Annotated in this window: 22 protein-coding genes; 11 read left to right on the forward strand and 11 right to left on the reverse strand. The window is 66.8% G+C overall.

All coding sequences use genetic code 11. The annotated features are described in order from the left end of the window. Positions 1 to 3: 3 nt before the first annotated feature. The 3 genes from AC1DFU_RS04150 to AC1DFU_RS04160 all read left to right on the forward strand — a co-directional run bounded on the left by AC1DFU_RS04150 (position 4) and on the right by AC1DFU_RS04160 (position 2860). On the forward strand, positions 4 to 504 hold the full coding sequence (locus tag AC1DFU_RS04150) for an Ohr family peroxiredoxin (protein WP_092294108.1): 501 nt from the start codon (positions 4 to 6) through the stop codon (positions 502 to 504). A 217-nt stretch (positions 505 to 721) separates the two neighbouring features. Next, entirely contained in the window at positions 722 to 1927 is a 1206-nt protein-coding gene (locus AC1DFU_RS04155; protein ID WP_441591208.1) for an NAD(P)/FAD-dependent oxidoreductase, read from the forward strand. Between the two features lie 213 nt (positions 1928 to 2140). Next, positions 2141 to 2860: a response regulator transcription factor gene (locus AC1DFU_RS04160; protein ID WP_255370790.1), complete on the forward strand. Its 720-nt coding sequence runs from the start codon at positions 2141 to 2143 to the stop codon at positions 2858 to 2860. A gap of 1 nt (position 2861) precedes the next feature. Here AC1DFU_RS04160 and AC1DFU_RS04165 read toward each other — a convergent pair whose 3' ends face one another. The 3 genes from AC1DFU_RS04165 to AC1DFU_RS04175 all read right to left on the reverse strand — a co-directional run bounded on the left by AC1DFU_RS04165 (position 2862) and on the right by AC1DFU_RS04175 (position 5701). Continuing rightward, a complete protein-coding gene (locus tag AC1DFU_RS04165) occupies positions 2862 to 4064 on the reverse strand; it encodes a DUF3734 domain-containing protein (protein WP_441591209.1) in 1203 nt (400 codons plus the stop codon). Positions 4065 to 4127: 63 nt separating this feature from the next. Then, positions 4128 to 4910, reverse strand: coding sequence for a 3-hydroxybutyrate dehydrogenase (locus AC1DFU_RS04170; RefSeq protein ID WP_092294102.1), 783 nt, complete (start codon positions 4908 to 4910; stop codon positions 4128 to 4130). A gap of 47 nt (positions 4911 to 4957) precedes the next feature. Then, entirely contained in the window at positions 4958 to 5701 is a 744-nt protein-coding gene (locus AC1DFU_RS04175) for an acetoacetate decarboxylase (RefSeq protein ID WP_441591210.1), read from the reverse strand. A gap of 380 nt (positions 5702 to 6081) precedes the next feature. Here AC1DFU_RS04175 and AC1DFU_RS04180 point away from each other — a divergent pair, with 380 nt between their 5' ends. After that, positions 6082 to 6858 carry a DUF899 domain-containing protein gene (locus tag AC1DFU_RS04180; RefSeq protein WP_441591211.1) on the forward strand — a complete coding sequence of 259 codons (777 nt, stop codon included), beginning with the start codon at positions 6082 to 6084 and terminating at the stop codon, positions 6856 to 6858. A 37-nt stretch (positions 6859 to 6895) separates the two neighbouring features. Here AC1DFU_RS04180 and AC1DFU_RS04185 read toward each other — a convergent pair whose 3' ends face one another. Further along, positions 6896 to 8293, reverse strand: a complete 1398-nt coding sequence (locus tag AC1DFU_RS04185) for an amidohydrolase family protein (RefSeq protein WP_441591212.1) — start codon at positions 8291 to 8293, stop codon at positions 6896 to 6898. Between the two features lie 3 nt (positions 8294 to 8296). Further along, positions 8297 to 9649 carry a nucleobase:cation symporter-2 family protein gene (locus tag AC1DFU_RS04190; protein ID WP_092294094.1) on the reverse strand — a complete coding sequence of 451 codons (1353 nt, stop codon included), beginning with the start codon at positions 9647 to 9649 and terminating at the stop codon, positions 8297 to 8299. Positions 9650 to 9901: 252 nt separating this feature from the next. On the opposite strand from AC1DFU_RS04190, the gene AC1DFU_RS04195 reads away from it, so the two are divergent. Next, positions 9902 to 10891: a helix-turn-helix transcriptional regulator gene (locus AC1DFU_RS04195; RefSeq protein WP_441591213.1), complete on the forward strand. Its 990-nt coding sequence runs from the start codon at positions 9902 to 9904 to the stop codon at positions 10889 to 10891. Positions 10892 to 10916: 25 nt separating this feature from the next. Here the strand turns inward: AC1DFU_RS04195 and AC1DFU_RS04200 are convergent, their stop codons facing one another. The 3 genes from AC1DFU_RS04200 to AC1DFU_RS04210 form a co-directional block, all read right to left on the reverse strand. Continuing rightward, positions 10917 to 11870: a GlxA family transcriptional regulator gene (locus AC1DFU_RS04200; protein WP_441591214.1), complete on the reverse strand. Its 954-nt coding sequence runs from the start codon at positions 11868 to 11870 to the stop codon at positions 10917 to 10919. 109 nt (positions 11871 to 11979) lie between these two features. Continuing rightward, the gene (locus AC1DFU_RS04205; protein ID WP_441591215.1) at positions 11980 to 12876 is read right to left on the reverse strand and encodes a LysR family transcriptional regulator; all 897 of its coding nucleotides are present in this window, start codon (positions 12874 to 12876) and stop codon (positions 11980 to 11982) included. 150 nt (positions 12877 to 13026) lie between these two features. After that, positions 13027 to 13416, reverse strand: coding sequence for a response regulator transcription factor (locus AC1DFU_RS04210; RefSeq protein ID WP_441591216.1), 390 nt, complete (start codon positions 13414 to 13416; stop codon positions 13027 to 13029). Positions 13417 to 13686: 270 nt separating this feature from the next. Between AC1DFU_RS04210 and AC1DFU_RS04215 the strand changes: the two genes are divergently transcribed. Next, positions 13687 to 14967 (forward strand): sensor histidine kinase, encoded by a 1281-nt coding sequence (locus tag AC1DFU_RS04215; protein WP_092294084.1) that lies wholly within the window; start codon positions 13687 to 13689, stop codon positions 14965 to 14967. On the opposite strand, the gene AC1DFU_RS04220 is transcribed toward AC1DFU_RS04215, so the two are convergent. After that, a complete protein-coding gene (locus AC1DFU_RS04220; protein ID WP_092294082.1) occupies positions 14968 to 15609 on the reverse strand; it encodes a response regulator transcription factor in 642 nt (213 codons plus the stop codon). Positions 15610 to 16021: 412 nt separating this feature from the next. On the opposite strand from AC1DFU_RS04220, the gene AC1DFU_RS04225 reads away from it, so the two are divergent. The 5 genes from AC1DFU_RS04225 to AC1DFU_RS04245 all read left to right on the forward strand — a co-directional run bounded on the left by AC1DFU_RS04225 (position 16022) and on the right by AC1DFU_RS04245 (position 20683). Continuing rightward, entirely contained in the window at positions 16022 to 16885 is an 864-nt protein-coding gene (locus AC1DFU_RS04225) for an alpha/beta fold hydrolase (protein WP_092294080.1), read from the forward strand. A gap of 97 nt (positions 16886 to 16982) precedes the next feature. Continuing rightward, complete coding sequence (locus AC1DFU_RS04230; protein ID WP_092294078.1) at positions 16983 to 17702, forward strand: hypothetical protein; 720 nt, start codon at positions 16983 to 16985, stop codon at positions 17700 to 17702. 10 nt (positions 17703 to 17712) lie between these two features. Then, on the forward strand, positions 17713 to 18759 hold the full coding sequence (locus AC1DFU_RS04235) for an alcohol dehydrogenase catalytic domain-containing protein (RefSeq protein ID WP_092294076.1): 1047 nt from the start codon (positions 17713 to 17715) through the stop codon (positions 18757 to 18759). Positions 18760 to 18790: 31 nt separating this feature from the next. Next, positions 18791 to 19645: an alpha/beta fold hydrolase gene (locus AC1DFU_RS04240; RefSeq protein WP_441591218.1), complete on the forward strand. Its 855-nt coding sequence runs from the start codon at positions 18791 to 18793 to the stop codon at positions 19643 to 19645. A gap of 30 nt (positions 19646 to 19675) precedes the next feature. Further along, positions 19676 to 20683, forward strand: coding sequence for a zinc-binding alcohol dehydrogenase family protein (locus AC1DFU_RS04245; protein WP_441591219.1), 1008 nt, complete (start codon positions 19676 to 19678; stop codon positions 20681 to 20683). A 68-nt stretch (positions 20684 to 20751) separates the two neighbouring features. Here the strand turns inward: AC1DFU_RS04245 and tehA are convergent, their stop codons facing one another. Next, positions 20752 to 21741, reverse strand: coding sequence for a dicarboxylate transporter/tellurite-resistance protein TehA (gene tehA, locus AC1DFU_RS04250; RefSeq protein ID WP_441591220.1), 990 nt, complete (start codon positions 21739 to 21741; stop codon positions 20752 to 20754). 169 nt (positions 21742 to 21910) lie between these two features. Then, positions 21911 to 22801 (reverse strand): LysR family transcriptional regulator, encoded by an 891-nt coding sequence (locus tag AC1DFU_RS04255; protein ID WP_092294068.1) that lies wholly within the window; start codon positions 22799 to 22801, stop codon positions 21911 to 21913. Positions 22802 to 22878: the final 77 nt, after the last annotated feature.

Consider the following 22878-nt stretch of genomic DNA (forward strand, 5'->3'; position numbering starts at 1 on the left):
ACGATGGATAACGAGAGGCTGGAACCTCCACCGCTGACGCTGCTCGACCGATACCGGGGCCAGGGCTTCACCGCGCTGTATACGACCACCGTCACGGTATCGGGCGGCACGGCGGAGCACGGCCGTGCATCCGGGGTGGCGAGATCCGATGACGGCAATCTGATGCTGGACCTGCGGCTGCCCGCCGCGCTGGGCGGCCCGGGCAGCGGCACCAATCCCGAGCAGCTCTTCGCGGCGGGCTTTGCCGCCTGCTTCCACGGCGCGCTGAGCCTGATCGCGAAGCGCGCGCACGTCGATGTCGCAGCAATGACCGTGGCCGTCGAGGTCGCGTTCGGGCGCGACCCCGCCGATGGCGCCTACGCGCTGATCGCGGACGTCCGCATCCGCATGCCGGGTGTGGAACGGCACGTGGCCGAGGAGCTTGTGCGCAATACCGAGCGCATGTGCCCCTACGCCAAGATGGCCCGCGAGGGCATGCGAAGCGTCATCGCCATCGCCCACTGAGTACACCCTCGATTGGTGCCTGCGCGGCAACAGCATGCGTACCGTGGCGGTACTTCCGGTCCACCGCCCCTCCACCTACGATTCATCCCAAGCAGGACGGCAACCAAGCCGCACCGCCGCAGTGTCCCCGCACTGCAGCGGTGCCCTGCCCTCCCGTAGGTATCCCATCGCTGCCGTGCCCGGCGGCACCCCTGGCTGAGATAAAGAGGAAACGACCATGAAACAAAGGATTCTGATTGTGGGCGGCGGCTTCGCCGGCGTCTGGTCCGCACTCGGTGCGGCGCGTGTCGTGGACATGGAGCGCAACGCGGACACCGTGGTCGAGATCACGCTGGTATCGCCCAAGGCCGAGCTGCACGTGCGCCCCCGCCTGCATGAAGCCCAGCCTGAGCAGATGGCCGTGCCCCTGCTGCCGCTGCTGAACGCGGTCAACGTGAAGTTCATCGAAGGCACCGTCGACCGGATTCACCCGGGCGACCGCAGCGTCGATGTGACCACCACCTCCGGCGACACGCAGTCGGTCAGCTATGACCGCCTGGTGCTGACCAGCGGCAGCCGCCTGTTCCGTCCGCCCCTGCCGGGCCTGACCGAGCATGCCTTCGCGGTGGACCAGATCGACGAGGCCGTGAAGCTGCGCGAGCACCTGCAGGGCCTGGCCGCGCGCCCGAGCACGGCCTCCCGCAATACCTTCGTGGTGGTCGGCGGCGGCTTCACCGGCCTGGAAGTGGCGACCGAGCTGCCCGAGCGCCTGCGCGCCATCTTCGGCAAGGACTACCAGCCGCGCATCGTGGTGGTGGAGCGTAACGAGGCCATCGGCCCCGACCTCGGCCCGGGCCCGCGTCCGCAGATTCTGGAAGCGCTGGACCAGCTTCGCATCGAAACCCGCCTGGGTGCCGGTGTGGTGTCGATGGACGCCACCGGCGTGGTCACGGCCACCGGCGAGCGCATCGACACCGACACCATCATCTGGACCGGCGGCATGGTGGCCAGCACGCTGACCAAGCAGGTGTCCCCGAACCTGGACCGCCAGGGCCGCATGGACGTGACGCCTGACCTCCGCGTGATCGGCGCCAAGGACGTCTTCGGCGCCGGCGACGTGGTGCGCGCGCTCACCGACGACCAGGACCACTACTCGCTGATGTCCTGCCAGCACGCGCTGTTCATGGGCCGCTTTGCCGGCCACAACGTGGCCGCCGACCTGCTGGGCCTGCCGACGCTCGACTACAGCCAGCCGTTCTACGCCACCTGCCTGGACCTGGGCAGCTGGGGCGCGGTCTACACCGAAGGCTGGGACCGTCAGGTCAAGCTGACGCACGCCGAAGGCAAGGAACGCAAGATGATGATCAACACCCAGTGGATCTACCCGCCCGCGCCAGTGCGCGAGCAGGCGCTGGCCGCCGGGAACCCGAACATCACGTTCTAAGCCGTCCCGCTTCTCTCCATCCTGTCTCCTCCATCCCGTTTGACCGACGGCTTCCTCCTCCGGGGCCGTCGGTTCTTTTTTTGTCGTCCGTATCCGGGGCGATTGGTGCGGACTTGGAAACGCGGCCTCCCGGGCATGCGTCTTGTTGGCTGCCGTCTGCCTGCCTAGACTTCCAGCAACTGAAATTGTTGTCTGCAAGACCCGGAGCCCATCGTGAAATCCCTGCCACCGAAGTCCCCTCACGGCTGCGCCCCCCTCGAACCGCTGATCTACATCGTCGATGACGACCCCGGCATGAACGACGCCCTGGCGAACCTGCTGCGCTCCGTCGGCATGCGCTCGCGTTCCTTCCTCACGGCGGAAGAGTTCCTGGCGGTGAAAATCGACGACTCGCCCAGTTGCGTGGTGCTCGACGTGCGCCTGCGGGTGGCCAACGGGCTGGAGGTGCAGCGCGAGATGAACCAGCGCGGCATGTGCCTGCCGGTGGTCTTCATCACCGGCTATGGCGATATCGAGATGTCGGTGCGGGCGATGAAGGCCGGCGCGGTGGACTTCCTGACCAAGCCGTTCCGGGACCAGGATTTCCTCGACGCGGTGTCGGCGGCAATTGCCGTTGATCGCACCAAGCGTCACGCGCTGCAATGCGGCGACGACCTGCGCGCCCGTTATGCCACGCTCAGCGAGCGCGAGCGGGAAGTGATGACGCTGGCCGCCTCGGGCCTGATGAACAAGCAGATTGCCGGGAAGATGGGGATCAGCGAGGTCACCATCAAGATCCATCGCGCCCGGGCCATGCGCAAGATGGCAGCGCGCACCTTCGCCGATTTGGTGAAGATGGCGCTGGAACTCGGCCTGTGCCCGCCACGCGGGGCCAGCCCGGCCGCGCCGCGCCCGGGAGATGGCGCGGCCCAGCCGGCGGCGATGGGTTACTGAGTTACTGAGCGTCCTCGGCCTCTTGCCGATGGATGTCGTGCGTCACGAACGGTTCCTCATGCGTGGGCATGGCCAGCCATTCCGGACGGCTCAGCGTGTCGCGGATATCGTCCAACCCGCTGGTCCAGTGTTCCCGCATCGTCAGCGGCCCGAACTGGAAGTCCTTCGCACTGCCTTCGAACGATTTATCGCGGTAAATCAGCTGGATCACGTTGCGGCGCGCATCGCAGGCGCTTGCCGCCGCGCGCAGGTAGGCCTCGGTCTGGCGGCGCGCCGGGGGCACCAGCGCCAGCACGTCGTTGAGCAGGCGGCGGAAGTTCTGCTGCTCGCTCATCGAGTCGGTAATGAGGCGCGTGCGGCTGGAATACTGCACGTCCTTCTGGCGCGTGGCCACCGCCATCAGGTCTTCCGGTAGCGCGCCCTGGGCGCTCCACAGGTCCACCTGGAAGATCAGCGCGTTGCGGCGCGGCTTGGCCTGCAGGATGGCCGACAGCGGGGTATTGGAGACCAGGCCGCCGTCCCAGTAGTACTCGCCGTCGATCTCCACGGCCGGAAAGCCGGGCGGGAGCGCGCCGGAGGCCATGAAGTGCTCGGCGCGCAGCGTGATCTGGGTATTGTCGAAATAGACGAAGTTGCCCGTGCGCACGTTCACGGCGCCCACCGACACGCGCATGTCGGCATGGCGGTTGATGCGGTCGAAGTCGGCAAAGCGCTCCAGCGTGGCCTTCAGCGGCGAGGTGTCGTAGTAGCTCGCGCTGTGGGCGCCCGGCGTGCGCCACACGCGCGGCGAGAAGAAGCCGCGCTGGCCCTCGACCAGTGCGCGTGCGGCCTCGATGCCATCGAACCAGATGCGCAGCGGGTCTGGCCAGTGCTGGGCGCTGTCGGCAATCGTCTCGTACGGGAACAGGCTGGGCAGCCAGGGCTGCCGGCAGATATGGGCCCAGAACTCGCGCAGCCGCGCCACCCGGTGCTCGGGGGCGTTGCCGGCGATGATGGCCGCATTCAGCGCGCCGATGGAGATGCCCGCCACCCAGTTCGGCGCGATGCCGGCCTCGGCCAGCCCTTCGTAGACGCCCGCCTGATAGGAGCCCAGCGCGCCGCCGCCTTGCAGCACCAGCGCCCGCACGGCATAGCCGCGATCCACTTCGATTCTTGCCCGCGCGGCGCCGGAGCTGCCCTGCAGGGGTTGCTTCTCGAGAAACATGTCTTCTCCTCGCCTCGGTTGGCGTGTGGCGCCCCGGGGTTTCCCACGGGGCGCCCGTCGCCCTTACTGCATGTACCAGCCGTGGCTGACCACGAACGACTGCCCGGTCAGCGCGGTGGAGGGGAAGGCGCACAGGAACAGCGCCGTCTCGGCCACGTCCTCCACGGTGGTGAACACGCCATCCACGGTGCCGCCCAACATCACGCGGCGCACCACCTCTTCCTCGCTGATGCCCAGCTCGCGCGCCTGCTCCGGAATCTGCTTGTCCACCAGCGGCGTGCGCACGAAGCCGGGGCAGATCACGTGCGAGCGCACGTTGTGCTCGCCGCCTTCCTTGGCCACCACGCGCGCCAGGCCCAGCAGCCCGTGCTTGGCGGCCACGTAGGCGCACTTCAGCGGGGAGGCTTCGTGCGAATGGACCGAGCCCATGTAGATCACCGTACCGCCCCGGTTGTCGCGGTACATGTGCTTGAGCGCCGCGCGCGTGGTCAGGAAGGCGCCGTCGAGGTGGATGGCCTGCATGCGCTTCCAGTCCGCGAAGCTGTATTCGTGGATCGGGGCGACGATCTGGATGCCGGCGTTGGAGATCAGGATGTCCACGCCGCCGAAGCGCTCCGCCACCGCCGCCGTGGCGGACTCGACGGCATCCTCGTTGGTCACGTCCATGGCCACGCCCATGGCCAGGCCGCCAGCGGCCTCGATCTCGGCCGCGACCTTGTTGGCGGCGTCCGCGTTGAGATCGGCCACGGCTACGGCCGCGCCCTCACGGGCCAACGTTTCTGCGATGGCCTTGCCGATGCCGCTTGCCGCGCCGGTCACGATGGCCGATTTGCCTTGGAGCTTCATGTTTGTTTCTCCGAAAGAGGGGAAGGGAAAGAGAAAAGGGATTGGGGCTAGCGCTGGAGGTAGTCGAAGACCACCTCGCCCAGCCCGAGGGTCAGGTCGGCCACGTAGTGCTTCGCGCCCAGCACCTCCAGCACGGGCAGGTCTGCCACCGGGGCCAGCGCGTGCGGGAACAGCGACAGCGCGGCCGGGCCGCTCCAGGCGCCCTTCACGTCCACATCCTTGAGGAAGTAGCAGACCAGCTCGCAGATGCGGGCCGTGCCGTCCACATGGGGGATGATCTTCAGCAGGTAGTTGGGCGTGTTCGCCAGCGCGTCGTGCACCTCCTGCTGGTCCAGCGCCCTGTGCTTGTAGCCCATGGTGCCGGTGGCCACGCGTACCGGACCGTAGTCGAGGGTGCCCAGCAGCGTGTCGGTCTCTACCGCCAGGCGTGGCGTGGCCAGCTTCTTCGGAAAACCCCACAGCTCGCGCCCCGCCGCCAGCGGCGGGTGATCGTCGAGGAACATCGCATGGGTGTAGTTGCCGCGCCGGCCCTGGTAGATCACCGGAATCACCTGGCCGGACTCGGTGTAGTCGCCAAAGCCGGTGGAGTCCGGCATGCGGATGAATTCGTAGTGGACCACCGGTTCGGCAATCTCGAGCGGCTCCGGCACCACGGCGCGCAGCCGCTCGGGGTCGGTGCGGTAGGTGATGACGAAGAACTCCCGATGGAGAAAGCGGTACGGTCCCATCGGATAGGCCGGGCTGCAAAGCGGCGCGGCGAACGCGCGCTCCCGGATGGTCTGGACGTCCATGTGCTTGTGCCTCCTGAAGGCGGTCCGTGCGGCGCGGTCGCTGTCCCCATGACAGTGAGCCGTGACGGTCCGGTTCATTCTGGAAGGCCGGCGGGGGGGAATCCATCAGACGTGGGTATCGACCGCCGCGCGGCCAGTGCTGGCAAGGGCTGGCGGCGAATTGCGGCGGATGGGGACGGGCCGGCGCTATACCGACGGCGCCGCCATCATCCCTGAGGCGTAGCCGATGGCGTCGGACGGATGATCGATTGTGACGACGACGGCACAGCCGGGGCCGCGCCCTACGCAATCCCGTCAGCCTTGTTACTCCCCAATCCCGACTCCGGGTGCCAAACTAGGCTGGGATCGCCCCGTACAGGACGCATAGGAGATAGCGAACCATGACGACATCAACCAAGGACATGAAGACCCCGCCGGTGGTATCGCCGGACGCCTGGGAGGCAGCGCGCCAGGCGCTGCTGGTGAAGGAGAAGGCCCAGACCCGCGCGCGCGACGCGCTGGCCGCCGAGCGCCGCCGCATGCCGTGGATGGCGGTGGACACCCCCTACACATTCGAGGGGCCCGACGGCAAGCGCAGCCTGGCGGACCTCTTCGACGGCCGGCGCCAGCTCATCGTCTACCGCGCCTTCTACGAGCCCGGCGTGCACGGCTGGCCCGAGCATGCCTGCCGGGGCTGCTCGCTGGTGGCCGACCAGATCGCCCATCCGGCCCACCTGAACGCCCGGGACACGACGATGGTGTTCGTCTCGCGCGCGCCGCAGGCGGAGATTGCGGGGCTGAAGGCGCGCATGGGCTGGAAGGACATTCCGTGGTTCACCATCACGGACCGCTTCGATGCCGACTTTGGTGTAGACGAATGGCATGGCACCAACGTCTTTTTCCGCGACGGCGACCGCATCTTCCGCACCTACTTCCTGAACAATCGCGGCGACGAGCAGATGGGCAACACCTGGAACTGCCTCGACATCACCCCGCTGGGGCGTCAGGAACTCTGGGAGGATTCGCCCGAAGGCTACCCGCAGACGCCCACCTACAAATGGTGGAACTGGCACGACAGCTACGTGGACGGCGCAGCGCCCGACAAGAAGTGGGTCGAGATATCCACCGCCGGCGAGAAGGCATTCCGCGAAGCCTCGGCGGCGGAGAAGAATCCCTGAACGCCGCCGCACCCTGCGGCGGCTTTCGGCAAGCCGCTTACGCCATCAGCACCGCCAGCGCGTCGCGTGCCTCCTGGCGCAACTTCTCCACGTCGAGCCCTACCACCTCGCCCTGGCGCACGACGTGCCGGCCGCGCACGAACACATCGCGTACTGGGGTCGGTTCGCCCGCCGCCACCGGGGCCGTGGCGATGTCGTGGAAGCCGGCAAAGCGCAGGCCGCCCACGTCGTAGATCGCCAGATCGGCGGACTGCCCCGGCGCCAGCGTGCCCACGCCGGGCAGGCCCAGCACCTGCGCGCCGCCGGCCGTGCCCCAGTGGATGACCTCTTCCACGCGGGTCTGCGTCGCGCCGCCGAGCGCCCGGTGCACCAGCCAAGCGAAATTAGCCTCGTGCACCATGCTGCCGGACTCGTTCGACGCCACGCCATCCACGCCGATCGACACCGGCACGCCGGCATCGGCCATCGCCCGCACCGGCGCGATGCCGCTGCCGAGCCGCGCGTTGCTGACCGGGCAGTGGGCCATGCCGGTGCCGGTACTGCCGAGCATGCGGATCTCGTCCGGCGTGACGGTGACGAGGTGGGCGAACCAGACGTCAGGGCCGAGCCAGTCGTGGTCCGCCACGAACTGCACCGGCGTGCAGCGGTACTTCTCCGCGCAGAAGCGCACGTAGTTGTCGGTCTCCGACAGATGCGTGTGCAGCCGCAGCCCCATGCCACGGGCGAAGCCGGCTACCTCGCGCAGCAGCACGGGCGGCAGCGAGAACGTGGGCGTGGTGGGCGCCACGGCCACGCGGCGCAGCCCGTCTGGCGCGGCGTCGTGGTAGCGGGCTTTCAGGCGTTCGATATCGCCGAGCATCTCGTCGAGCGTCTCCGGCACCAGCGCGGTCGCGCGCATGCCGGGATGGTCGCTGGCCGACTGGATCGCACCGCCCCGGCACAGCACCAGCCGCATGCCGAGCGCTTCGGCTTCCTCGAACAACGCGTCGCCGGTTTCCGCGCCGTGGCCGTGGTGGTAGAGGTAGTGATGGTCGGCGCAGGTGGTGGTGCCGGACAGCAGCAGCTCGGCGATGCCCAGCCGCACCGCCGTGCGGAACAGCTCGGGCGTGAAGCGCGCCAGCCGGGGGTAGGGCACGCTCGCCAGCCATGCCTGGAGATCGGCATTCATGCCCGCCGGCACCGCCTTGAGCAGGTTCTGGAACAGGTGATGGTGGGTGTTGACCCAGCCGGGATAGACCACGCAGCCGGTGGCGTCGATGACCGTCTCGTCGGCGCCCGGCACGAGCCCGGCCGCCAGTTCGGCGATGCGCCCATCACGGATGCGGATGTCGACGGCGCCCACGCGTGCCGCGGCGCCGGCCCGGCCGGTCATCACGGCCGCCGCGCCGCGCACCAGCAGGTTGCCTTGCGGGGAAGGGGAGAGGGGAGGGGTCATGGCTTACATCTCCGGGATGTGCTCGGGCGCGACGGCCAGCGCCGGCTCCTCGTCGCGCGCCGGGATGCCGTTGAGCAGCAGGTTGAGGAAGACCGACACCACGCAGGCAATGATCACGCTGCTGTGGACGAACGGCTGCAGCGCGGCCGGCAGCTTGGCGAGCAGGGACGGCATGATCACCGGCATCAACGCGCAGCCCAGCGTGATGGCCACCACGCTGAGGTTGGCCGGCTTGCGCTCGTAGTCCACCTGGCCGAGCGTGCGGATGCCCGCCGCGACCACCACGCCGAACATCACCAGCGTGGCCCCGCCGAGCGCGGCCGAGGGGATCGACGAGAACAGCGCGCCGATCTTCGGCACCAGCGCCACCGCGCAGAGCATCACGCCGCAGGTGGCCACCACCCAGCGGCTGCGCACGCCGGTGACGATCACCAGGCCCACGTTCTCCATGAAGGCGATGAACGGGAACGCGGCGAACATGCCGCCGATGGCACTGGCCAGCCCGTTGGCGCGCAGGCCGTTGGTGGCCTCGCGCTCGGTGACGGGCCGTTTGACGATGTCGCCAATGGCCACGAACAACCCCATCGACTCGACCATCTGCACCACCATCACGATCACCATGGTGGCGATGGCGCCGGCGTTGAAGGTCGGCAGCCCGAACGCGAACGGCGTGACGAGGGTGAACCACGGCGCGCGCGCCACTTCGTCGAAATTGCCCATGCCGAGCAGCCACGCCGCCACGCCACCGACCAGCAGGCCGATCAGCACCGCCAGGCTGCGCACGAGCTTGCCGCCGTGGCTGTTCACGAACAGGATCAGCGCGACCGTGCCGAACGCCACCACGAAGAACATCGGCGAGCCGAACTCCTTGGCGCCGTGCCCGCCGCCGGTCCACTGGTAGGCCACCGGGAACAGCGACAGCCCCACTGCAGTGATGATGCAGCCGCTCACCACCGGCGGAAAGAAGCGCTTGAGCCGGCCGATCACCGGCGCCAGGAACAGCGTGAGGATGCCGGCGCCGATCACCGCGCCGCAGACGCCGTTGAAGCCCAGTGCGGGGTCGCTGCCGATGGCGATGACCGGCCCCACCGAGCCGAACGCCACGCCCTGCATCAACGGCAGCCGCACGCCGAACTTCCAGAACCCCACGGTCTGCAGCAGCGTGGCGATGCCCGAGGTGAACAGCGCGGTACTGATCAGCAGCGTGGTCTGGGCAGGCGTCATCTTGAGCGCGCCGGCCACGATCATGGGCACCGCGATGGCGCCGAGGTAGCTGACCAGCATGTGCTGGAAGCCGAGCGAGACCATCGCCCGGGCGGGCAGCATCTGGTCGACGGGGTGGATTGGGGGTTGCATGGGGTTGTCTCCTGCCATGTTGGAAGGGCGGGCCGGCCGATCGTGGTCGGGCCGTGCTGCCGCCGGCAGCCGCGTGGCCGCCTGCCCTGACAGTAGCGAGCGCGGCGCGGCGGCCGTAGCATCGATACGAAGCCGCCAGCATCGAAACGAAACCGCGCGAGATCCGGACAGGGGCACGGCACAGCGGGTTTCCCTGACTTGCCCGAGCGGAGCGTGGCTCCTACGATGGCCGCACCTCACCGGAGACGTGCCATGACGCAGCGCGCCGCATCGCAGACAGGCAACACGGCCCACGCTGGCCGCGCGCGGGCGCTGGACCACGTGCAGTCGCTCTCCGCGCGGGTGTTCGGGCCCACGCGGCTCGATGTAGGGGAAAGCGTCGGAAATGCCGAAGACGCGACGCCCGACGTGCAGCTGCGCACGTGCCAGATCGGTCACCTGACGCTGGCCACCACGCGCTATGGCCGGGCGATGGAGATCGAGCCGCGCGTCGGCAAGGACGAGTTCGTGATCCAGACCGTGACGGCGGGCCGCTGCCGGCTGATGATGGAGGGCAGCGCCGACGAGATGCCGGTGGGCGCGGTGCGCGTGTTCTCGCCCTCGCTGCCGGTGCGGCTACAGGCCGATGCCGACTGCGAGCGCTTCAGCGTGGTCATCCGCCGGCAGGCGCTGGAAGCGGCGTTCCTGGAATGCTTCAGCTTCGACGCGCCGGCGCCGCTGGTCTTCGATTTCCACGCCGTGGATACGCCGCGCTGGCAGGCCATGATGGTGTGGCTGCGCACCGAGTTCGACGCCCGCGCGCATGGCGCCGCGCTGCCGGCCACTGACGCCGCCATCGAGCGGCTGATCCTCGGCACGCTGCTGGTGGACCAGTTCGGCCATGACGGCAGCCTGCTCCCGCGCGGCTTCCACGCCGCCCTGCCGGCCTACGTGCGCTGCGCCATCCGCTACCTGCGCGCCCACCTCGACAAGCCAATCACGCTCGGCGCGCTGGCCGCCCATTGCGGCGTCTGCGAGCGCACCCTGCAACTGGGCTTCCGCAAGGCCAAGAACACCACGCCGATGGAATACTTGCGCGTGCTGCGCCTCCACGCCGCGCGCGCGGACCTCCAGCGCGCCACCCTGGAACGGGGCGCGGTATCCGCCATCGCCCTAAGGCATGGCTTCACCCACCTGAGCCTGTTCTCGCGCGAGTACCAGCGGGAGTTTGGGGAGCTGCCTTCGGTGACGTTGCGGGGCTGAGGGGGATCGCCTGCCGCCACGCTCGCTAGGCGGCGATCAGCGTCCTGGCATCCCTGCGCAATTCTTGCGGGCTTGCGCCATAGGTGCGAACAAAGACCTCTCGCAGATGATTGCGATCGCGGAAGCCAGTTTCCCGCGCGATCACTTCCAGGGAATGGCGCCCGCGCTCGATCATGGTGCGTGCCGTTTCGATGCGAAGCTGCTGAACCGCTTTCGCCGGGGAGTGGCCCGTCTCGGACTGGAAGATGCGTTGGAACTGCCGCGTGCTGAGATGTGCGGCCCGCGCCAGTTCATCGATGCGTAACGGCCGCGACAGGTGCTGGCGCGCATATTCGAGCGCCGTCTGGATGCGGTCGGATTTGGGGGCGAGCTTGAGCAGCTCGGACTGCTGGGGCTGGCCGCCCGCGCGCCGCTGGTTCATCACCATGACGCGAGCGACTTTGGTGGCCACCTCGCTGCCCAGGTCCTTCTCGACCAGCCCGAGGGCCAGGTCCATCGCTGCCGTCAGGCCGGCGGACGTCCAGATGGCGCCATCCGCCACGAAGATATGGTCGGGCTCGATACGCGCAGCAGGGCAGCGCGCCTGCAGCGCCTCGGCGAACGCCCAGTGTGTGGTCGCCCGCTTGCCGTCGAGCAGGCCGGCATCTGCCAGCACGAAGGCCCCAGTGCAGAGGCCCGCCGTGCGGCGCGACTGCTCCGACGCCGTCCGCACGAAATCCAGTTCCTGGGCGGTGCTGGTGCGTTGGGTCGGATCGACGATGCCGCTGATCATCCAGGTGTCGGCCTCGGTGCTCGCATGCACGGGTGTCGTCTTGACGGAAACGCCGAGGGACGCTTGCACCTCGCCGCCATCCAGAGAGTAGTTCGTCACGCTGTAGACACGCTCACGCGCCACGACGTTGGCGAACTCGAACACCGATTGGGTGCCGATGGCCATGACCTGGAAGCCATCTGTCAGGAAGTAGCCGATCCGATGCATCCTTTCCACCCCTACCGCTGCCTGAAAACCCGGATTATAGATGTCAAGCGAAATGTACGTGCGGCATCGTGGAGACTGGGAATGGTGCCAGGCGATCCTGACCGCCGGCTCAATGCTCGGCTTCGAGCGCGGCGGACAGCCAGTCGACGAACACGCGCAGCGACATGGATTCCCGCGTTCGGCACGAGTGGACGGCGTGAATCGGGAGGACGCCGGGTCGGCAATCGGCGAGAACTTCCTCGAGCCGGCCGCTGGCCAGATAGGGTCGTGCCACCGCATCCCAGACCTGAATGACGCCACCATGCTGGAGACCGTAGTGCAACAGCAGGTCCATGTCGTCGAAGGCGATGGACTCCGGCACAGGATGCCGCGTGTGGCGGCCGCCAAGCTCGAACGCGAACTCCCAAGGGCGGCCGGCACCGTGCTGTGCGGCGTGAGCCGTGCGATGCCCCGCCAGGTCTTCTACCTTGGCAGGACATCCATGCCGCGACAGATAGAGCCGGCTTGCCACGGTGATCAGGCGGTAGCTCCCTATCCGGCGGCTGAAACTGTAGGAATCCTCGAGTTCGCCCAGCCTGATCGCGCAGTCCATGCCATCGCGGATCAGGTTCGAGGCGTGCCGCGGTGTCGAGATCTGCAGGCTGACGTCCGGATACTCATGCCGGAATTGGGTCATGTGCGGCATCAGCTGGCGTGCGATATCGCCCGGCAGCTCCACACGCAGCTTGCCGCTCGCCTTGCCCGCGCTGGACCCGATCACGGATTTCACGTCGGTGATGGCGAGGAGTATCTTGAGGCAGTGTTCGTAGAAGGTCATGCCGGCCGGGGTGGGTCGAACCTGGCGCGTCGTCCGGTGCAGCAGCTTCACTTGCAGATGGACTTCGAGCTGCTGGATCAGCAAGCTCGCCGAGGCCTTCGGTATGCCGAGAAGACTCGACGCACGCGTGAAATTCTCGCACTCGACGATCCGCGCAAATACCTCCATCGCTTGCAGCATGCGTTCCATGGCCGGTTTCCCCTGTGCATCAGCTCGATTGGTGATGCCGTCGAGTGTAGGGACGGCAGCACGCCCGCAATAGTCGCGATTGGCGCATGGTGGGCGACACGTTCGTATAACCGTGCGCAACGTGGCGGCACGGGCCGGGCGCGTGTCGCGTCAGGGTATCGAACCCAGGATGCGTGACATCCAGTCGACCAGCTCATCAGGATTCACCGGCTTGTCGAGCATGCATGCCGCACCGAGCTGCATGGCCTCGGAACGGTTTTGAGGCGTGCCATGGGCGGTGACGAAGATGCACGGTGTTGCGTGCCCCGCATGACGGAACCGTCGCAGCAGTTCGAGGCCGGAGATACCTTCCAGCGCGATATCGCAGATCAGGCAGTCGTAGGCGGTGCTGCTCGGATGGGCGATGAAGCTTTCGGCACACGAAAAAAAGGAGACGCCCCAACCCAGCGCGCGGATCAGCGCGCCGGTGGAACTCCGGACGGACGGTTCATCATCGATGACACAGACAATCTTGGCAGGCACGGGCGTCAGGACTGACACGACATATCGGTAGCGCAACGCGGCGAAGGGTCTCTCGTCCGGACATTAGCGCAATCGCGGTGCCGGGGACACTTATACGGACGTATCGCGGCACGTACGCCATGGCACATCGGGTTTGTCCCGAAGAAGCCTCCGGCCTCGGGGCTGGTGGCGCCGTAGCTTCAAGGCCCACAGGGCGGCAGACTATACGTTCGTATAGATGCCGGTACATCCACGGTCCGGCATGATTGCCATGGCGCCCGCGTGACCTGCCGCCCATATCCGTCTTCCATGATCCATCCCAGCCCCGAAGCTTCCACGCCCCAGATCGCAATCGACCCCGACGCCTGTCCACGCCTGGCATCGTGTAGCCATCCTGGGGATGAGACCTTTCGCTTCGCGCCGATTCCCATCCTGATCGAGGACTGGTCCGGGATCCGGCAATGGGTTGACGCGCGCAAGGCGGAGGGCGTGACGGATCTGGAGGCCTATCTGGACGCCAATCCGATGGCCATCCAGGAATTGCGCGATCGTCATCACGTTTTCGTGGACGCCAATGACGCCGCGCTGGCGTTGTTCGATGCGGACTCCCGGGCATCTTTCTTCGCGAAGGCCAGGGACCTGCTTCCCGCCAGCCGGCTTAGCAACTCGAAGGTACTCAAGGCGATGTTCGATGGCGCGACAGCCTGTCAGGGCGAGCGCACGCTGACGTCGCTGACCGGACGGACGATCCCCATCGTATGGCGCTGCTCGTTGCCGGCCCAGCCTGCCCGCTATGCGCGGCTGCAGTTCTTCGCGTTCGACATCTCCGAGTACCAGGAGAACATCAGCCGCCTGCAGTCGATGCGCGCCGAGATGGCACGCGCCGGACGCATTGCACTGATCGGACAATTGGCGGCGTCGATCACGCATGAGATCAGCCAGCCGCTGTCCGCGACCAGGACGTCGATCGAAGCCGCAGCCCGATGGCTGGAGCGCGACCAGCCGGAGATGGAGGAGGCCAAGTCATCCGTGCGCGACGCAGCGCGCTGGGCCCGCGACGCCACCGAGATCTGCCACAAGCTGCGCGGTTTCATGACACATACGCCGCCGCAGGCCAGGTTGCAGTCGGCGGCCGAAGTGGTGGCGTCGGCGATCTTCCTGATCACGCCTGAAGCGGAGGCGAAGGGCATCGTCGTGGAAACTGACGTGGATGCCGGCCTGCGAGTGTTCGTGGACCGTCTGCAGCTGCAGCAAGTCCTGGGCAACCTGCTACTGAACGGTATCCACGCCATCGAAGCGAGAACGAATGCGCCGGTACGCCGTCTCGCCGTGCAGGCGGAGCCGGAAGGCGAGGACAGCATTCGGTTCAAGGTGGCCGATTCCGGGCCGGGTATCGACGCTGAAGCGTTCCAGAGGCTGTTCCAGCCCTTCGCGACGTCCAAGGCCGAAGGCATGGGCCTGGGCCTGTCCATCTCGAAGTCGATCATCGAGGCCCACGGCGGCCGCATCTGGGCCGAGTCGATGGGAGGCGAGGGCGCGACGCTCTGCTTTACGCTGCCGGGCGTGCAAGGACAGGCGCGGCGGCCCTGATCAGCGCCACATCGGCTCGATGCCAAGCATCTGCGCCTTGCGCACGATGTCGGCGACGGAGTTCGATTTCATTTTCCGCATGGCAGTGCCACGATGCACCTTGACAGTGACTTCGCTGATGCCGATGCCGGCAGCGATCTGCTTGTTCAGCGCGCCGCCTACCACGTAGGCCAGCACCTCGCGCTCGCGCGCGGTCAGCGAGTCATAGAGCTGCGCCAGCTTGTTGCGCGCGTGATCCGCATCGAGCAGGGTCTTGTCCAATGCCAAGGCGGCCGTCACGGCGTCGATGACATCCTGCTCTGCCAATGGCTTGAGAAGAAAGTCCGCAGCTCCGGCCTTCATCGCCTTGATGCAGATGCTCACGTCGGCATATCCCGTCATGAAGATGATCGGCATCCGGTGGTTCGCCTTCTCCTGCTGCTGAAAGAACAATCCGCTCTCTCCACGCAGGCGAACATCGAGTAGCAGGCAGCCCGGTACGTTCGCGCTCGCCGATGCCTTGAACGCCGCTGTCCCTTCGAAGCTGCGGACGGTGAATCCCACGGAACGCAGGAGGTTGGTCAATGACGAGCGGGTCGATTCCTCGTCGTCGACGATGTAGACGACTGACGTCGCGTCCTGTGTCTTGGCATCCATGGACATGCTTCACTTCACGGGTTTAAAAAACGCACCAACCGCGATGACAGCGTTGTGTTTCTGTCTTCAAGGTCGCGGCGATTGTCGCATATCCCCCCTGTGCGAAGTGAACGTGTCATGCCCCGGAAACGTGCGGGAAACTGGCGTCAGCGCGGCATTGGAGACCCATTGTTCGGCCCGCACGGATGTACTGTTCAGGCGTCCACGCTTTATCCGGTCTGGCTTTGCGGCTAGTTGTGATGCTGGCGCGGCGCGCATCGAAAGCGCCGCGATTGGGAGGGCGCGGCACGGCATTCAGGGTCCGCATGTCCGAAAACCTCACGATAAATGTCGTTTGAGATTTTCTGCGGAGCGGGAATCATGAAGGCCTGGCATCCGTGCCTCACAGTGCATCGATGGTCATGCAAGGTTGGACTCAATGAATGCTTCAACGGCCGAAGTCTCGGCAAGCCTCACCGCGAAAACCCGGTTCGCCGACGTGCCGGGACGGCGCCTCGCCTATCGCACCTTCGGGCGTGGAAAGCCGGTCGTGCTCTGCGTGCGGTTCCGGGGCACCATGGACGCCTGGGATCCTCTCTTCCTCGATTCCCTGGCCAGCCAGGGCTTCCAGGTGACCGTGTTCGACTACAGTGGCATGGGGCAATCCACCGGTGAGCCGACTTATCAGCCTGCGTCGCTGGCCCGTGATGCGATCGACCTGATCGCCGCGCTAGACCTCGGCAAGGTCATCATCGGCGGTTGGTCGGTCGGCGGTATTGCTGCCCAACTCGTGATGACACTGGCGCCTCAGCTCGTCAGCCACGCCGTGCTGCTCGCCACGACACCGCCGGGCGAGCTGGCCAAACCGGGCGAGGCGCTGTTCTATACGCTGGCCAAGCGCGAGAACGACTTCGACGATTTCGTCAGCCTGTTCTTCGAGCCGGCCTCTCCGGAGAGCCGGGAGGCGGCCAGGCAATCCGCAGAGCGGCTCGCCGCGCGCAAAGCCGACGTCAGCCCCGAGGTGCCATGGCAATGGGCCGGCGCCCAACTTGGCGATGGGCCGCGGAACCCCGCCTTCCCGGTCGAAGCCGTGCTTCACGCGCTCAAGTCCACGCACATTCCGGTGCTGCATGTGGGCGGCGATCACGACATCGTGTTCCCGGTCGAGAACTGGTATGCGCTGAACAACCAGTTGCCGACCCTCCACCTGGTGACGTTCCCGCGCGCCGGGCACGGTCCCCACCTCCAGTTTCCTGTTGCGGCTGCTCGGCACGTGGCCGCTTTCATCGATACCCACGCTTAGCGGATACCGACCGGCACACGGCGCGCCGGTCGCACCATTTCCCCACCTTCGCGCGTCAGCGTCGAAGTGGATCGTTTCGTCTTCAGAAAGGTAAAGCATGTCGGATTTGATCAGTTTCGCCATCGAGGCCGCGGGTGGCCTCGAACGCTTCCAGGGTTTCCAGCGCGTGTCGGCGCGCCTGCACCACACGGGTGTCCTGTGGACGCTGAAGCAACGTGAAGGGGTCTTGACGGATTCACGCGTGACCGTCGACCTTCACGCACAACGGGTGTCGCACGAACCCTTCGCACCGACCACGAACCACTCGGTCTTCACGCCGGCGCGCGTGGAGATCCTGCAACCGGACGGTACGCCGGTCGAGACCCTCTCGAACCCCCGTGCCTCATTCGCCGGCTTCGAGCTTGAGACCCCCTGGTCGAATGCCCAACTGGCGTACTTCGCTGGCTACACGATGTGGACGTATCTGACGTCGCCATTCGTGCTGCGCCACCCCGGCGTGCGTGCCACCGAGATCGAGCCGTGGGTGGTGGACGGCCTCTCCTGGCGGCGTCTGCGTGTGACCTTCCCCGATGCCGTGGCCACGCATAGCGCGGAGCAGACCTACTACTTCGACGCGGACGGCCTGCTGCGCCGTCATGACTACGAGGTGGACATCCAGGGCCGTAACGCCGCCGCCCGCTACCTTTCCGACTATGTCGAGGTGCAGGGCATTCGCATGCCGACGCGCATGCGCATCTACCCGCGCACGCCCGAGAACCTGGCGATGGCGGAGCCGCTGATCGTGGGCGTGGATCTGTCGGACTTCCGCTTCGAGTGAGGGCGCAACCATGACTGCAACGCAAACCTATCGCGCCGCCGTAGTGGTGGCGCCTGGCAAGCTGGCGCTGATCGATCGCCCGGTGACCGAGCCTGGACACGGACAGGTCCGTATCCGCGTGGAAGCGTGCGGCGTCTGCCACTCGGACAGCGCCACGGTGGGGCGCGCTCCCGCCGACCCGGAGCGGCCCATGGTGCCCGGCCACGAGGTCGTGGGCCGGATCGAGGCACTGGGCCATGGTGTCGATGGTTGGCGCATCGGCCAGCGCGTGGGCGTAGGCTTCCTGGCCGGCGAAGACCGTAGCTGCCCGTCATGCCGGCAGGGCGATATCGTCAACTGCGAGAGCCCGGTCATTACGGGCATGACGACGGATGGCGGCTACGCCGAACGGATGCTCGCCGAAGCGCGCGGGCTGGTACGTGTGCCGGAAGAACTCGACGCTGCCGAGGCGGCTCCGCTGCTGTGCGCCGGCCTGACCACCTTCAACGCCTTGCGTAACGCCAATGCGCGGGCCGGCGACGTGGTGGCGGTCCATGGACTGGGCGGCCTCGGCCATCTCGCGGTGCAGTTCGCGCGCAAGATGGGCTTCCATACCGTGGCGATTGCGCGTGGCGCCGACAAGGCGGAACTGGCGGCCGAGCTGGGCGCCCATCGCTATATCGACTCGGAAAGCGAAGACGCTGTGGCCGTGCTGCGCAGTCTCGGCGGGGCCAAGGTGGTGTTGGGAACGGCACCTACGGGCGCCGGCATGTCGGCGCTCGTTCCCGGCCTGGCGGCGCGCGGACGGCTGGTCGTCGTGGCAGTCCCGGGCGACCCCATCTCGCTGACGGCAATGGACCTCGTGTTCGGCGCGCGTGCGGTGGTAGGCGCTCTCACGGGAACGGTCTTCGACAACGAGCAGACCCTGGCCTTTGCCAACTTGCAGGGCATCCGGCCCATGATCGAGACCTTCCCGTTGGAGCAGGCGCAGGCAGCCTACGACCGCATGATGCGTGCCGATGTCCGGTTCCGGGCGGTGCTGGTCATGCCCGCGTACGACGGCTCCGCGGCGGCATGACAACGATGGCTGAACAACACTGGACACGAGCATGACACCCGTAACCTCATCCAATGCCCCGACGCAGTATGCCGAAGCCGAGGGCGTCCGCTACGCCTATCGGCGCTTCGGCAACGCAAACGGCGGCTTCCCCCTGCTTTGCCTCCAGCATTTCACTGGCACGCTCGACAACTGGGACCCGGCGATCATCGATGCGCTGTCCGCGGACCGGGAGATCATCCTCTTCGAGAACGCGGGGGTGGGACGCTCCGGCGGTGCCGTGCCGGCCACCATCGAGGCCATGGCCCGGCATGTCCTGCGGTTCGCCGACGCCATCGCACTCCGCAAGTGCCACATCCTGGGCTACTCGCTCGGCGGCTTTCTCGCGCAGGATATCGCGATCGCCAGACCGGAACTGGTGGCGCGTGTGATCCTGTCGGGCAGTGCGCCGCAGGGCGGCGAGGGTGCCGGCATGGATCGTCCCGAACTGGTTGCGATCTACACGGATGGCGAGATGCCGATGCCGGAAAAACTCAAGCGGCTCTTCTTCCCGGCGACGCCCGCCGGCACCGCCGCTGCGCAAGCTTTCCTGGAGCGCCTTGCATCGCGAACCGGCGAGCCGGACCTGCCGGCCAGCACCGAGGTTGCGCCGGCGCAACTTGGCGCGATGATCGCCTGGGCGAACTGGGAGGGTGACGTCACCGGCAAGCTCGGCAAGATTTCGCATCCCGTGCTCGTGACCAATGGGGACAACGACACCATGATCCCTACGCGTAACAGCTTTGTGCTGGCGGAGGGTCTGCCAGATGCGACATTGATCGTCTATCCGAACGCCGGTCACGGGGCCCTCTTCCAGTATGCCCCCACCTACGTCGCGCACGTGCGCGAGTTCCTGCGCGGCGCGTAGCCTGTTCTATCTATCGAGGAGTCAAGCAGAATGAAAGCGATTGCTTACGACAAGGCCGGGCTACCCATCGAGGATCCGCGTGCCTTGTACGAGGTGGACCTCCCGCGGCCGGAACCGGATTCCCGTGATCTGCGGGTCCGGATCGAGGCGATTGCAGTGAATCCGGTGGACAGCAAGCTACGCCTCGGTGTGCAGCCGGGCGCGCCGCGCGTGTTGGGATGGGACGCCGTCGGCACGGTGGAGGCCGTTGGCGCTGCGGTGGAGTTCTTCAAGGTGGGCGACAAGGTCTGGTACGCCGGCGATATCACGCGCCAGGGCAGCTACGCCGAGTATGGCCTTGTCGACGAACGGATTGCGGGGCATCGGCCCACTTCGCTCGCGCCCGCCGAGGCTGCGGCGCTGCCGCTGACCAGCATTACGGCGTGGGAGCTGCTGTTCGATCGGCTGCGCATCCCCGAGGGTGGCGGCCAGGGACAGAGCCTGCTGGTGATCGGCGCGAGCGGTGGTGTCGGCTCGATCCTGATCCAGTTGGCGCGCAAGCTCACCGGCGTGACGGTCATTGGCACGGCTTCCCGGCCCGCGACCCGGAAGTGGGTGAGCGAGCGAGGCGCGCACCATGTGATCGACCACAGCCAGCCGCTGCAGCCGCAACTGGCGGCGTTGGGGCTGCCTCAGGTCGAGCATGTCATCAGCCTGACGCACACGGACAGCTACTACGCCCAGATCGTCGACCTGCTCAAGCCCCAGGGACAACTGGCGCTGATCGACGATCCCGCAACGCTGGACGCGATGCCGCTTAAGCGCAAGTCGATCTCGCTGCATTGGGAATTCATGTTCACGCGGTCGATGTACCGGGCCGCCGACATGATCGCGCAGCACAAGCTGCTCGGGCGCGTGGCGGCATTGCTCGATGAGGGTGTGCTGAAGACCACGGTTGGCGAGCACTACGGCGATATCACGGCCGAAAACCTCCGTCGTGCGCATGCAGCGCTGGAGAGCAACAAGACCGTCGGGAAGATAGTCCTCGAGCGTAGCTAGCCGAGGCAAGGCAGGCGCAACGCCCAGAACCGCGTTTGCGGTCCTGGGCGCGCTTTCGTGACTGCCGGTTAAGTGGTGCGACGGAACAGACGACCTTGCAGCAACAGGCGCAGTGTCATCAGGAACAGCGCGCCGACAAAGAGATTGACGAAGACGAACAGGGGCAATGCGACGTTCGCGAATAGAGAAGCAGGTGCGATGGTCGCGGCGCGCATGCAGGACAGCCCCAGCGCGGTGACCCCGAAGCTGAACGCCCAGAAGCCCGGTGTCGCGCCCGCCGCCGAAAACCAGGTTGCGAGCCGCGCCAGGAACAGTAGCTGCAGGACGCCATAACCGAACATTGCGTAGAAGGGCCAGTCCAGGCTGCCACCTGTGACGGCAAGGTATGCCACCGCGCCAACTACCGGTGGCGCCAACTGGATACCCAGTGTCGGTCGCACCGCAGTGGCCAGTTCGTCGCCAAGATGCAGTCGGTAGGTGAGGATCGACTCGATCGCGAGCCACGAGAACAGGCCGGCGCCGAAGAATAGCTTGGCGAGATCCATCCAGCCAAGCGAACTCATGGCCATCGCGGAGACAAAGTTGCCCGCCACGGTGGGTAGATACATCACCGCGGTGGTATCGCCGAGCTTGCGACCCCCTCGCATCATGCCGCCGCTGCGGAACGTCGAGAAGGCCAGTTGGGCAACCACGCCCACCACGATCAGGGCGCGCCCCAACGTTGGAACGTAACCGTGTAGCCAGACCGCAATCAGCAGCGTGGCCACCGGGATCAAGCCGATAAAGCAACAGGCGACGGGATGTCGTGCCTCCGCCAATGCTTCGCTACGATGCCCCACCCACTTGGCGGCGTACAAGAGCACGAGCACGGCCCAGATGAGCGTGGTGACCGCAAAGAGCGCGTCAGAAATCTCCGCGCTGACACCCCATAGCGTATGAGCGACCCGCCAACAGTTCGATAGGCCGGCCATGCCGAGCACAATGCCCATGGCAGAGGCCGGAACGGCGAACCCGGCACGCGTGGCGGCGACGGGGGCGGATATATTGCTGGGGGTCATGAGGTTCCTCCGGATGTCGAACAAAACGTGCGACTGATAGCCGGAATGTTAGACAGATGGAGGTCGGACGCCAATTCTCAGTCTGTATCCGCATCATTGTTCGAAGAGCCATCGACACCTATGCCAAAGCATAGGGGCGGAAGCGGCTGCCACTGGCCAGCGAATTCGCTCACGCCGACTTCGCGGCGAGCAGATCCACCATCCGGTTCGCGAGCGGGGACAGGTAGGCGCCCGCCCGCGACAGCACGCCGACGCGGCGGCCCAGGTCGAGTGCATCGGCGCGCAGCGCGATCGGGTGCAGTCCGGCAATCCGGCTGTTGCCGTTGGCAGCGGCCATGCACAGGATGTCGGTGCCGCGCACGAGGTCGAACAGCGTGGCGCTGCCGAAATCCGTCTCCACGCGCAGGATGGGCGGTGGCAGGCCAAGCTCGGCAAACGCAGCCTCGAGTTGTTGGCGAATCAATACGTGGGCGCTGGGCAGCATCCATTGCTGGCCGACCAGATCGGCCAGCGTGAGGTTGCGCCGCTGCTGCAGCGGATGGGCCTCATCGGCGACCACGGCGAGGCGGTCGGTGAACAGTTCCCGCATCTCTAGCGCCGGGTTGGGCTGGCGCGGCAGGGGAGCCAAGGCCAGGTCCAGTTCGCCGGTCTCCACCAGATCCATCAGTTCGCGCGCTACGCGCATTGTCAGCCGCAGCCTGGCTACCGGCCGCTCCCGGATCAACTGGCGGCACGCGCCGAGCACCAGCCCGGTTGGCATAGACGGCGAATAGCCCAGCCGCAGCAAGCCCAGTTCCCCCGTCTGGATGCCGCGCATCTCCTTGAGCGCGTCTTCGTATTCCAGCCGGATGCGGCGCGCCCGTTCCAGGAACACCGCTCCAGCCGGCGTCACCCGCATGCCGAGCGCCGTGCGCTCGAACAGCGACACGCCGAGTTGCGCTTCCACGCGCTGGATGGCCTTGGTCAGCGCGGGCTGGGTCATGCCCAGCGCGTCTGCCGCCCGCCCGATTCCGCCGTGCGTGCCCACTGCCAGCACGTAGTCCAGATCCCGCGTCTCCATATGGCATTCCTGATGGTTATGGCTTCATGCCACTTACCTCATTGTGGTGATGGGCCGCAGCTTACAGACTGGGGGCA

Source organism: Cupriavidus sp. 10L45, assembly GCF_056395225.1.